Raw genomic sequence first — 12,967 nt, forward strand, 5'->3', positions numbered from 1 at the left:
TTGTTATCAACGGAACCGAACATGTCAGAAATCAGCCGTGCCGTGCTTTTCGGCAAACTGGATACGCTGTTATTTACCTCACTGGAAAGCGCCACCGCGTTCTGCAAGCTGCGCGGCAACCCCTATGTTGAACTGGTGCACTGGCTGCATCAACTGATGCAGCAGCAGGATGGCGATCTGCAACAGGTGATTCGTCATTTTGCCCTCGATGAACAGCAGCTGACGCGCGATATCGTGGCCGCACTGGATGCGCTGCCACGTGGCGCGAGTTCTGTTTCCGATCTGTCAGAACATATCGACAGCGCCGTGGAGCGCGCGTGGGTGTTTGGCTCGCTGAAGTATGGCGTCAGCCGTATTCGCGGCGGGCATTTACTGATTGGCATCCTGAAAACCTGGAATCTGGCTAACGTGCTGAAAAGCATCTCGGCGCAGTTCACCCGCCTTAACGTCGACGTGCTGATCGAGCAGTTTGATGCGATTTGCGCTCAGAGCAAAGAGACGCAGCAGGCGGCCGCTGCCGCGGATACGCCAGCCGGTACGGTGCCTGCCGCACAGGGGACGTTAGCCCAGTATGGTCAGGACCTGACTGCGCGCGCCCGTGAAGGGAAGATTGACCCGGTTGTCGGGCGCGATGAAGAGATCCGCCAGATGGTCGATATTCTGATGCGCCGTCGCCAGAATAACCCGCTGCTGACCGGGGAAGCTGGCGTTGGCAAAACGGCGGTGGTGGAAGGGCTGGCGCTGCGTATCGCCGAAGGCGACGTGCCGGCACCGTTGCAGAATATTCAGCTTTGGCTGCTGGATATCGGCATGCTGCAGGCTGGCGCAGGCATGAAAGGCGAGTTCGAAGCGCGTCTACAGGCCCTGATTAATGAAGTGCAGTCCAGCGCTACGCCAGTCATTCTGTTTATCGATGAGATCCACACCCTGATTGGCGCAGGCGGCCAGCAGGGTACCGGTGATGCCGCTAACCTGTTAAAGCCGGCTCTGGCGCGCGGGCAACTGCGCACCATCGGGGCCACCACGTGGGCGGAATACAAAAAATACATCGAGAAAGACCCGGCGCTGACCCGTCGTTTCCAGACGGTACAGGTTCACGAGCCGGACGAAGCCAAAGCCATTCTGATGCTGCGCAGCACCGTGTCACCGCTGGAGACGCATCACCAGGTACTGCTTCTCGACGAAGCGGTCAGCGCGGCGGTCAAGCTTTCACATCGTTATATTCCGGCACGCCAGTTGCCGGATAAAGCCGTTGCGCTGCTTGATACTGCCTGTGCCCGCGTGGCGGTCAGCCAGAGCGCGCCACCGGCACAGCTGGAAGATTGCCTGCGCCATCTCGCGGCCCTGGATGTGGAGATCGAGATTGCCGGACGCGAAGCGCGCGTGGGTGCCGGCGATCCGGAGCGCGTCGCAGCCTTGACCGCCGAGCGCGATACATACGAAACAAAGCGCGAAGCCCTGACCCAGCGCTGGGAAGAGGAACGTGCTCTTGTGACTGAAATCATCCGCCTGCGTGCCGCGCTTTTTGCCGCGGGTGATGACGAGACCGGCGAACTGCGCAGCGCGCTTAACGCGCAGCAGCAGGCGCTCAACGCTTTACAGGGCGACGAGCCGCTGCTGTTTGCGGCGGTGGATGAAAATGTGGTGGCGGCGGTGGTCTCTGACTGGACCGGTATCCCGCTGGGCCGGATGGTGAAAAACGAGATTGATGCGGTGCTCAACCTGGCTGATACCCTCAACCAGCGCGTCATCGGCCAGCGTCACGGCCTGGATCTGATTGCCCGTCGCGTGCAAACCTCGCGGGCAAAACTCGACGATCCGAACAAACCTGTTGGCGTATTTATGCTCTGTGGCCCGTCCGGCGTGGGGAAAACGGAAACCGCACTGGCGCTCGCGGAATCGCTTTATGGTGGTGAGCAGAACGTTATCACCATTAACATGAGTGAATTCCAGGAAGCCCACACCGTTTCCACCTTAAAAGGTGCGCCTCCGGGATACGTGGGCTATGGTGAAGGCGGGGTATTAACCGAGGCCGTTCGCCGTCGCCCGTACAGCGTGGTCTTGCTGGACGAAATTGAAAAAGCGCACCCGGATGTACATGAAATCTTCTTCCAGGTCTTCGATAAAGGCTGGATGGAAGATGGCGAGGGCCGCCATATTGATTTCCGTAACACCATCATTATTCTGACATCCAACGTCGGCACCGATCTGATCAGCGCCATGTGTGCCGATCCGGAACTGATGCCTGAGCCTGAGGCGTTAAGCGGCGCGTTGCGTCAGCCGCTGCTGGAGGTCTTCCCGCCAGCGCTGCTGGGCCGTCTGCTGGTGGTGCCGTATTATCCACTGAGCGACGAGATGCTGGGGCAGATTGTCCGCCTGCAGCTCAAACGCATTCAGCGTCGTCTGCAAGAGAATCACAATATTATTTCCGAGTTTGATGACAGCGTGGTGGAACAAATTGTTCAGCGCTGTACCGAGGTGGAGTCTGGCGGCCGCATGGTGGACGCTATTCTGACAAACACCTTGCTGCCTCAGATGAGCCAGATATTACTTACCGCCAGCCGCAGCGATGAGCAGTACCGACGTCTGCACGTCACCTGTGAGCAGGGCGAGTTTCACTGTCAGTTTGCCGCGTAATAATCATCAAGAGAACTGTAAAAGATGACGGATAATGATAACAATCGGACTGTCCCAGACGCGCTCCCGGTCGGGTATCGCTTCAACGAGTTTGAAATTAAAGAGGTGATCGGCGGCGGCGGGTTCGGCATCGTCTATCGCGCGTGGGATCATCAGCTCGAACGCACTATCGCTATCAAAGAATTCATGCCTGCCTCGCTCGCCGTGCGCGGCGACGATATGACGCTGGTACTGCGCAGCGAACGTTTTGGCAAAGCGTTTTCCGCCGGCCTGAACAGCTTCATTCAGGAAGCCCGCCTGCTGGCTCGCTTCAACCACCCGAACCTGCTTCACGTGCTGCGTTTCTGGGTGCAAAACGATACGGCCTATATGGGAACGCTGTTCTATAGCGGTACCACGCTCTCCCGCCTGCGCGAACAAAAACCGGAGCTGATTAACGAAGCCTGGATCCGTCGTATGCTGCCAATGCTGTTCGGTGCCATTAAGACAATCCATGACGAAGGCTATCTGCACCGCGACATCTCTCTGGATAACATCCAGATTCAGGACAACGGCCTGCCGGTTCTGCTCGATTTCGGCTCAGCGCGCCGCACCATTGGTAATCTCTCTGACGAGACGGAAACCATGCTGCGCCCGGGCTTTGCGCCGATCGAGCAGTACACTGACGACAACGAAAGCGAGCAGGGCCCGTGGACGGATATTTATGCTCTCGGCGCCGTGCTGCGTACCCTGATTGTCGGCTCACCGCCGCCGGTCAGCGTGGTGCGCTCAATCCAGGACACCTGCAAACCGCTGGTGGAACTGCAGCCACAGGGCTATTCCCTCTCGCTGTTGCAGGCCATTGACCGGGCGCTGGCGTTGCACATGGAAGACCGACCGCAGTCCATCGATGAATTCGCGGCGCTGATTGAGATGCCGGTAGCGGGTATCGACGATGTACTGAGCGCGAAAAAACCGGGCACGATGCTGGTACCGGTAGAGGAAGAGGCACCGGCTTCTGCACTGGACTGGCACCGGTACAAAATCCCGGCAATGGTTGCTGCGGGCGTGCTGGTTGGCGTCGTCGCCGGAGCGATGCTGTTTAGCGGTGGCGACCATGATGCGCCAGAGCAGGCGGCGCAGGCCCCCGCTGAGACGCGCACCGTTGAAACTGCATCGAACGCGCCGGATGTGAAACCGGAAACGGCGAAAGCCAGTGAACAGACTGCACCGACTGCGACAGCGCAACCGGCCACCCCGCCGGTGGATGCCAGCCCGGTGGCACTGGTCTATATCCGTATTCTTGACGGTGAGACCCTGAAAGTGAACGGTGAGCCAAAAACACTGCGTCCGGCGAATAACGGTTATGCATCGCTCAAGCTACCTGCGGGCGAGGCCAGAATTGAACTGCAGGGCAACGGGAAAACGCGTACCCAGACGCTGGATATCGCGAAGCCTGGCACCTGGCTGGTGAATCCGTAAGTTAAGTAAGGTAAGCAGGGACTGGTAACAGGACGGAGCGAATGTATAACCTCAAGTTTGTCTATCTTTTCAGCGAGAATGTCTCGCCAGCGCTTTTCGCGAAAATTATCCGCCCGTCCGTAGCCGGGCAGTGGATAATGTCAGTTCCCGACAATTCGCTGCGCTCGCTGTTTACGCGTTACGATTTGCTGCATTCCATCACCGGGGCGAATCCCTATCAGTCAGGACGCGATACCCGTAAGCTGATCGTGCAGGATCTCGATATCGGCAGGATCGTTGCCATCGACGAGAGTTTCCGTAACTGGTCATCGGTAACGGAGATATTTTATATCAATGCCGATGGCCGACTGCAGGCGGCCTCGCTTACCGGTCTGGGCTGGTATCCGGTAAGCACAATCGTCGATCGCTACGAAACCATGGTGCGAACCTACGGTGCCCGTCCTGCGCCGACGGTACTGCCGAAGCAGGTGGTGAAATCCAAAGCGGCACAGGTGCCGGATGAGGCCACGCCGGGCAAAGACGGTAAAACCTATGCTTCGCAGCTACAGCAGATGACCAAGGCGGAACGCTGGCAGGCGCGTAAGGATCTGATCGCGAAGGGCAGCAACAGCCTTTACCCGGATGCGCAGATCGCCGCTAAACGACTGGCGGCGAATAATATTGCGGTGGAGAAAGCGAAGCTTGCTGAGAATGTTTATAAGACAGTGAATCCGCTGGAGACAACGCCGGGGGTGCCAGAGGGCTGGAAGGATATCAGTAATGATGACGCGCTACTGGGCAAGTATGGTTTGAACAAATCGATGCTCTTTGACGATGACACTTCTCCCAATTTTCTGGCGCGCGTCTATCAACCGAAGCCGGAAGTGTTCGGTACTGATATGAACCCTACTGTGGTGTTCCGTGGGTCGCGTGAGCCGGGCTTTGCATCATTCTCTGATAATGTTTACTCCTTGGTGACAAAAGGGGAACTGGCTCCGGTACAAAATGGTGCTGACTGGTCGAATAACTTTTCCCAGGGTATGGGGATGGCTTCAGAGTATTATAAAAAGGCTGTGAGTATCGGTAAGGAGCTGGCAAGGTCAGGTCAGAATATTGATATTGCCGGACATTCGCTGGGCGGCGGGCTGGCCTCTGCAACCTCCATGGCTAGTGGGAAAGCGGGATGGACATTCAATGCCTCGGGCCTTAACGCCGGTACGGTAGAAAAATACGGCGGCAAGATATTAGGCAGTACGGATAATATCCAGGCGTATCGTGTTGATGGTGAACTGCTGACCAGGATTCAGGAAGTTAACCCTTGGGAAGATCTGAAAATGATGAAAGGGCATGTCCCTTCGTGGATCCTCAAAGAGGAAATATCTGCGCTGAGTCCTAATGCTGCGGGAATACCCCACGATCTTGCTGGTGGAACCGGAAGCGCGCTGGATCGCCATGGGATTAATCAGGCGATTGATTGCATTGAGCAACAGAAGGATGAGGATATTTCGATAATCGGGAGTCGGTTGTGAAAAAACGTTTGATGGCTTTCGTGGCGTTATGTTTTTTAATCATGATTCAGGGGTGTAAGCAGGATATGGAACTCAATCCACAGGATTACTTCAGCGGTCAGCAGCTTGAACTGGCGAAATCGATTGAAGAAGGCAATGTCGATGTGGTGAAGACGCTTGCACCAGACAGCGACCTTAACAAACCCGGAAAGCAGGATATGACCCTGCTTTTCTGGGCCCTGGGCAACGCAATTAATGATAAAAAAACATTACCCCATTTGCAGATCATTACGTTGCTTGTTAAGGCTGGCGCAGATCCGCTCCAGCCTCGACCCCAGGGAAAAAGCAGTCCTGCTGAATTCGCCCTGAAGGGGGACAGTGCTGACTGGATCAACGCGATGCTGGACGGTGGTCTTTCACCCAATGTGAAAGATAAAGTTTTCCACGAACCAATCATCTTCCAGTCGATTAAAGCGAAAAATACAGAGACGCTGGAAGCAATGCTCAATCGTGGTGCTGACGTAAATTCAACCAATTCACTGGGTAAAACGCTGGTGTTTGATGCGTTGGATAATCAGTCATACGATCATGTTTTATTACTGCTCGATCGTGGCGCGGATCCGTCAATTAAGGCTAAAAATGGCTGGTCGATGAGCAATGCGCTTGCGAATGCGCTGAGTGGGCTTGAACAAGGCAGTGAGCAATACGAAAAATTAAACGAGATAAAAGAGAAACTCATCCAGAAGGGGGGTAAATGGCCTCCTCAACCCTCTAAATAATTATTTAATCTCCATTAAAACAACAGAGTGCTTTTCGAGCCAGGGACCAAATTTGAGGTTACTGAGCGTGTTGATTCTGGTAGTAAAACTGCGCTTACGTATAAGGAATTATAATGATTGATCTGCACTCTGATTTAGGTACAACACGAACGTATCGCCAGAATGGCAGGTGAATTATTCGACAGGGCTCCTGAAGATACTTTTTTGTAATTGTTTTCATATTTGGATAGTGAGGGTTTGAGCTGGTCATAACTTCCACTCAGGCAGATGGCGGAATTAATGGTTATTGCTGAGTGTGTTGCCCTTTTGAAAAAAGATTAAAGAGGATAAATGGGAAATATTGTAATGCATTGGTTTTTCTTTATTTTCTTTATGATTTGGACACTAGCGCTTATCTGGAATGGGAAAGATTTTTTTAACAAGAAAAAGTGGCTCCTGGCGGGGATGATGTTGGTTCTGGTGTTAGTAGCCACAGTTGTCATTGGCTTTACGCTTAAATGGCTTTCTCAGTCGATGTCATTGTTTTCTATCGCAACGGCCAAACAATATTCGATCATTTTTTCTATGTCTTTTCTGTGCGTATGGGGTTTAAAGGTCACAGTTGTGCTGCTCTGTACTGTTTTCTCGGGGATTCTGAGGGGGCACAAAAGCTACAATGTGGAAAATTATGAAAAAATATCGTCTATATCACGCATCGTCGCGCCTGGCTTACTTATCGTTGCTAAAAGCTTAATTTCCCTCGGAAGCGTCCTTATGTTTTCGGGTCTTTGGCTAAAGTAAGCACAATGATTAAGGTTGCATAACGGATACCGTTGTTTCTACTGTTATCGCAACCACGTCTCCGCTTTGCGTCATGCCCTTGACCCGATCCGGATGCGTGCATCGACCGCAGCAGGCAGCTCGGTCAACTGGTTGCGGTGATCATCCTCACGCAACCCGCCATGCGCCAATTGTTAATACTGGGGGTGTGACTGTCATAGTCGGGCGAGCGAATAAGGAGCAGCGGATTCAATGAAGTTTCTCGGGTTTATTATTTTTTCATTGGTCGCTCTTGCCTATATCTGGAATGGCAAAGATAGTTTTAACAAAAAAGAATGGGTAGTTTTTTTCGTAAAATTATCTTTTATATTAGTCGGCACTTTTATTCTGGTTTTCGTGTTGATCGGATTGCGGGAAATTTTCCCCTCGATGACAAAAGAAGATGGTGAGTTGGTACTAATCGTTATTCCGCCTTCATTTGTCACACTGTTATTGGCTAAGTTTTTCGTCGTTATGCTTTGCACAATATTTGAAGCTATAATGCGTTTTCATCAGCGATATAACACGGAGCAAAATTATTCGATTTTGTCATCACTGGCAAACAGATATAGCCCCGGATTGCTTTTACTGGCGAAATGCCTGGCATCATTTGGATGCATTCTTATATTCTATGGTATCTGGCTAGCCTCCGCGGCCTAAGTGAAGAGACATTATAAACACTTAGAACAACTATCCGTTTCCCATAGCCTCCGCTACCAGTAACGAAGACCTTGAGGCGAATGACTGGAAATGGCTGTACACCTCAACTGACAAGGAAATACTTCATTACCAGGTGATATTTCCCATGCGTGTTAAGCCAGCAGATTTGACTCCACCACACATTACTGAAGTCGGCTTGACGAATGAGAGGGGGTTATCCATCTCCGGAGTAACACTGTGGACGTGCTGGGGAAATTTCATCGCTGCGGAAGAAATGTGTGCTTTATACCAATGCTTTGTTTTTAGCATGGGGAAAGTATGGTGCCATGCGTAGGATGTATTTTTAATTAGTTAATTAAGTGTTCCATATTAAATGATAGGTTCCTCGACGATTTCCCCCAGGTGATTTTTCATCTGCCTGGTTACATGTAATAGTAAATGACTTTTTTTCATTTATCCGTTTTTTATTATCTTCTCCAGCATAAAACCATTACGGAATAAAGATTATGCTCAACCGAATTACCGTTCAGCTCCCGGTGGAGGGGCTTCTGTTCTGGAAACTCACAGGTCGCGAGGCGATGTCCGAGTCGTTCGCCCTGACGCTGACCCTGCTTGGCACGGATGCGCGCATTGACCGCAGCAAACTGCTGGGTCAGCCGGTCACGGTGACCATCCCGACGCAGAGCCTGCTGACGCCCCGCTATATCAATGGAAAAATCACCCGCGTGGCGGTGAGTGCCGTCGAGCTAACGGGCACCCGCTATGCGGTGTACCAGCTGACGGTGGAGCCGGACCTGTGGCCGATGAAGCGCGACCGTAACCTGCGTATCTTCCAGGGTCAGACGGTGCCGCAGATTGTGAAAACCCTGCTGGCTGAACATCAGGTTAACGTGGAAGATAAGCTCACCGGCAGCTACCGGGTGTGGGACTACTGCGTGCAGTATCAGGAGTCGAGCCTGGACTTCATCAGCCGTCTGATGGAGCTGGAGGGGATTGCGTATCACTTCAGCCACGAGGCGGACAAGCACACGCTGGTGCTCACCGACGCCGCGACGCAGCACCAGCCGTTCAGCGGCTATGAGGTCATTCCTTACCACCAGACGCCGTCAGGCGGCAGTACGGATGAAGAGGGTATCAGCCAGTGGGCGCTGGAGGACAGCGTCACCCCGGGGATTTACAGCCTTGATGACTACGACTTCCGCAAGCCGAACGCGTGGCTGTTCCAGGCGCAGCAGAACCCGGCGTCACCGAAACCGGGCAGTATCGACGTGTACGACTGGCCGGGACGGTTTGTTGAGACCGGGCATGCGGAGTTCTACGCCCGTATCCGTCAGGAGCGCTGGCAGGTGGAGCACCAGCAGATTCAGGCGACGGCCACGGCCGCGGGTATTGCACCGGGACACACCTTCACCCTGACTAACGCCCCGTTCTTCAGTGATAACGGTGACTATCTGGTCACGGCGGCGGGTTACCATTTCGAGGAGAACCGCTACGCGAGCGGCGAGGGGGAAACCCTTCACCGCACTGATTTCGCGGTCATCCCGGCGTCGGTGTCATACCGTCCGGCGCAGAGCACGGCGTGGCCGCGTACTTACGGGCCACAGACCGCAAAAGTCGTGGGTCCAAACGGCGAAAGTATCTGGACGGATAAATATGGCCGCGTGAAGGTGAAATTCCACTGGGACCGTCTGGCGAAGGGGGATGACACCAGCTCCTGCTGGGTGCGCGTGTCGAGCGCCTGGGCGGGTCAGGGGTACGGCGGAGTGCAAATCCCGCGAGTCGGCGATGAGGTGGTGGTGGACTTTATCAACGGTGACCCGGACCGTCCGATTATCACCGGGCGGGTGTATAACGAAGCAAGCATGCCGCCGTGGGCGCTGCCGGCGGCGGCCACGCAGATGGGTTTTATGAGCCGCACGAAGGATGGCTCCGTGGATAATGCCAATGCCCTGCGCTTTGAGGACAAGGCGGGCGCAGAGCAGGTGTGGATCCAGGCTGAGCGCAACATGGACACCAGCATTAAGAACGATGAAACGCACAGCGTCGGTGGCGAGCGCAGCCATTATGTGAAGAAAAATGAGCTGCATCGGGTGGAAGCGAATCAGATCCAGGCGGTGAAAGGCGGAACAGAGATCCTGACGGGCAAAGGCAAGCTGGATGCGGCGGTGGAGCAATATGTTATTGCTTCCGGTACGAAGCTACGGCTGGTCTCGGGTGAAAGCGCAATTGAGCTGAACGCTAACGGCAAGATTAACCTGATCGGTAAAGAGTTTAACTTCTTCGTTGAAGGAGATGGTCATATCACCACGGGCGGTAAGCTGCACCTGAATACGTCTGGCACACAACCGGGTACCACGGCGCCGGGTTCCGGGCATAAAGGGGATATTGATGCGGCGGTGCAGGAGAAATTTACGACTAAAGGGGAGTAAGGTCGTAGCAGTGCTTATTGCATTATTAACGACGGGAATGGCTGAGGGAGATTCAGAGAAAAAGGATCTCTGGGCGTTCATTTCACAAATGAGCGCCTTACTCAAAACGTTATCCGTTACGAGTCTAAATGACATGCCGTTGCACTTTAACTACATGAAAAATAATGCATATATGAACTTCTACCATGCTGATGATTTCAAGCTTTTGGAGGGTACGAGCATTACTACCATTGATTTACGAGTAAGCAAAAAAAATGATGGCATGGCTCCCTTACTGAATTTTTCACCATCAGGCCAGTGCATCACACTTCAAACCGTTAAAAAGCATTACCCACAACTGACGTTAACTGATTATCCCCGAGGCCGCTCGGAGAATGAAGTGACCAGTTATACAGCACCAAAAGATATGAATGGACAAAAAGTGAGTTTCAGTTTCACCGTAAATAAACCTGACTGTCTGAGCTCTGTTGTTATTAGCGCTGACTAAGAAAACAGCTTCCATGACTCGCGGTTTCCCACATCGGTGAGAAGCGTAATTTAGATTGAGAAAATGACGATTAACGTGAAAAAACAGACTCCGACATATCTTTGTTTTGTTCTAATGCTTACCTGTCTGTGCAGCAGTTCGGTATTGGCTCAAGTTATACCGCCCGTTCTGACAAATCACGATTTTTCTGTGCAGATAAAAAGCCAGCCTGTCGAATTGGGTGACAGATGGACTCCTGACGTTGCGCGCAGAATTGACGTGCCAGTGGAAGGCAGTTTTACCGGTGAGGTTCCTTTTGACGGAGCTAACTATAAATTCTTCCAGCATCAAAAGTCTGGGTTAGACATTTTCAGTTCCAATCTCTGGTGGGATAAAGCGGAACGAAGCGTTGATGATTATATCGTGTCGCAGATCACGCTGACTGCTACAGATGTCGCAACGCCGCGTGGTGTCCATGTTGGTTCAACGAGAACGGACTTGAACACAGCATACGGTGACGGTCAGGTCGCAAAGGATGCCGGAGAACAATGGATTACCTATGAGTTGGGTAAAAAGGTCCTCTCTTTTGAGATCAAAGACAGTAAAATTGTGAAGATAACAATGAATTACGACAATGGAAATCCAGAGTAATTTATGAAAAGGAAATATCTGGCAGCCGTATTGCTCACCGCTTTCTTGGCAGATGCAATTGAAACTGCAACTGCGCTAGAGTTATCACAATACAATAAGCTCAATACGGTCAGTCGCATCGTTAACGATAGCGAAGTGACAGACCTCCTCAGAAAGGCCCTGGGAAGCGATTACCAGACGTTTATCAACAATTTTGATGTATTTGGTGAACCGCATTCGACGGCTGACGGAGGATTGTTAATTGAAGGCTGGCTAAAAGATCTTTATCTGGAAAACGCCTCTGCTTTGGTTATCGAACCAGATGGCAAAATCTACGCTGCCTGGGTCATACCCGAGTCTGACGTTATTCATTATCAGTCTTCTGAACATCGCCAGGATATTAACGGCGATATTAAAAAATGGGCTGCAAGATTTGGCACACTGCATTTTGAAACGATAAGCCAATCTGGTCCCGCATTTGGCGGAGTATGGTCAGGCGAGTACGCGAACGACTCGACGTTAACTCTGCGGTTAGCTGAATCAGGTGGCCGTATCTCCGGATCTTATTGCTATATTTCTCAAAGAGGAAACCGCATTGATTGCCCGGAAGATGATGAGCGTAATCTTAGCGGTACAATCGCGGGCAATCGTGCCAATGTTGAGTTCAACTCATCGTTTGGCGGTATAGGTGGACGGGCTGTTCTGGAAATTAAGGGGAGTGAAATGGAATGGCGTTTAGTTACTCCTCCTCAAAAAGGAAATTATTATGCTCCGCAGCGTTATACGTTACAGAAAGCTGCTTCGGCTCAGACAGTTGAAACCCGAAAACTCAATACTGAAAAATTCGCTATTTCTCTGGTCAATAAATGCGGGCGTTTTACTAGTGAATGTGACCAGATGTATTATCTTGGCGTGCGCAAAAGTGATAATAGTACGATCTCCCTTAAGGGGAAAACGTTGCACGATCCAGCAGGTAAAATAATTGGCTCTACCTATAAGAATGGCGAGATCGCTTACACCGTGACTTACTCACCCGTGAAATTGGTCGTGAGCAAAGGCAGCCATGTGCTAGTTGAACAGTCAGGTCAGTGGCTTAAATAATGCATTCGCCAGCCCAAAGGCCAGCATGGATTGGCCCCTTTTATTTCTCACACTATTAATCATCCCGAGTTCCCATATGAAATATACCCTCCAGGAAGGTTCCTTCTCCCTTTTTCCTGCCGCGTGGCAGGACAACAGTATGAATATTATTCGCGACGACGAAAGCGGATTGTCCGTCGTGGTCAGCCGCGGCGGTATCCCGGATGGCAGCGACTATGAGAAAGAGTTTCACCGCCAGTGGGAACTACTACGTCCGCAGATGGGCGAGATTGCCCAAAGCGCATTCCAGAGCGTAAAGGTCGGGCCTGACGGAAAAATTAACGCGCTGGAAGTCGAGACGACTTTTGACAGTAACGGACAGCGCATTTGGCAAAAACAGCTGGCCGTACAAACGCCGGGCAAGCCGGTGTTGATGATTTTTACCCTCTCGGCGCTCAGAGCATTCACCGCAGAGGATGAGGGGCGCTGGAGCGCGCTTAAGCAGAGTCTGACGCTAAACGACAACCGGAATGTGTAAGG

At 52.3% G+C, this 12,967-nt stretch carries 11 protein-coding genes; all 11 read left to right on the top strand.

Going from position 1 to position 12,967, the window contains the following annotated elements:
* Positions 1-21: 21 nt before the first annotated feature.
* The 11 genes from tssH (at position 22) to BJP35_RS22025 (ending at position 12,965) form a co-directional block, all read left to right on the top strand.
* A complete protein-coding gene (gene tssH, locus BJP35_RS21975; RefSeq protein ID WP_047744815.1) occupies positions 22-2,637 on the top strand; it encodes a type VI secretion system ATPase TssH in 2,616 nt (871 codons plus the stop codon).
* Between the two features lie 24 nt (positions 2,638-2,661).
* Positions 2,662-4,098, top strand: coding sequence for a serine/threonine-protein kinase (locus BJP35_RS21980; protein WP_086463565.1), 1,437 nt, complete (start codon positions 2,662-2,664; stop codon positions 4,096-4,098).
* Between the two features lie 41 nt (positions 4,099-4,139).
* Positions 4,140-5,606, top strand: coding sequence for a hypothetical protein (locus BJP35_RS21985; RefSeq protein ID WP_025203897.1), 1,467 nt, complete (start codon positions 4,140-4,142; stop codon positions 5,604-5,606).
* Positions 5,603-6,364, top strand: coding sequence for an ankyrin repeat domain-containing protein (locus BJP35_RS21990; RefSeq protein WP_073971032.1), 762 nt, complete (start codon positions 5,603-5,605; stop codon positions 6,362-6,364). The genes BJP35_RS21985 and BJP35_RS21990 overlap by 4 nt, the downstream gene beginning before the upstream one ends.
* 330 nt (positions 6,365-6,694) lie before the next feature.
* A complete protein-coding gene (locus tag BJP35_RS21995; protein ID WP_044857986.1) occupies positions 6,695-7,144 on the top strand; it encodes a hypothetical protein in 450 nt (149 codons plus the stop codon).
* A 231-nt stretch (positions 7,145-7,375) separates the two neighbouring features.
* Positions 7,376-7,822, top strand: a complete 447-nt coding sequence (locus BJP35_RS22000; RefSeq protein WP_032678386.1) for a hypothetical protein — start codon at positions 7,376-7,378, stop codon at positions 7,820-7,822.
* A 506-nt stretch (positions 7,823-8,328) separates the two neighbouring features.
* On the top strand, positions 8,329-10,251 hold the full coding sequence (locus tag BJP35_RS22005) for a type VI secretion system Vgr family protein (RefSeq protein ID WP_040017724.1): 1,923 nt from the start codon (positions 8,329-8,331) through the stop codon (positions 10,249-10,251).
* 10 nt (positions 10,252-10,261) lie between these two features.
* Positions 10,262-10,738, top strand: a complete 477-nt coding sequence (locus BJP35_RS22010) for a hypothetical protein (protein ID WP_073971055.1) — start codon at positions 10,262-10,264, stop codon at positions 10,736-10,738.
* Positions 10,739-10,813: 75 nt separating this feature from the next.
* A complete protein-coding gene (locus tag BJP35_RS22015) occupies positions 10,814-11,368 on the top strand; it encodes a hypothetical protein (RefSeq protein ID WP_230391329.1) in 555 nt (184 codons plus the stop codon).
* 3 nt (positions 11,369-11,371) lie between these two features.
* Positions 11,372-12,448: a hypothetical protein gene (locus BJP35_RS22020; protein WP_047744811.1), complete on the top strand. Its 1,077-nt coding sequence runs from the start codon at positions 11,372-11,374 to the stop codon at positions 12,446-12,448.
* Positions 12,449-12,524: 76 nt separating this feature from the next.
* Positions 12,525-12,965 carry a DcrB-related protein gene (locus BJP35_RS22025; protein WP_086463567.1) on the top strand — a complete coding sequence of 147 codons (441 nt, stop codon included), beginning with the start codon at positions 12,525-12,527 and terminating at the stop codon, positions 12,963-12,965.
* The last annotated feature ends 2 nt before the right edge of the window (positions 12,966-12,967 follow it).

This window comes from Enterobacter sp. J49, assembly GCF_002148625.1.
GTDB classification, from domain to species: domain Bacteria; phylum Pseudomonadota; class Gammaproteobacteria; order Enterobacterales; family Enterobacteriaceae; genus Enterobacter; species Enterobacter ludwigii.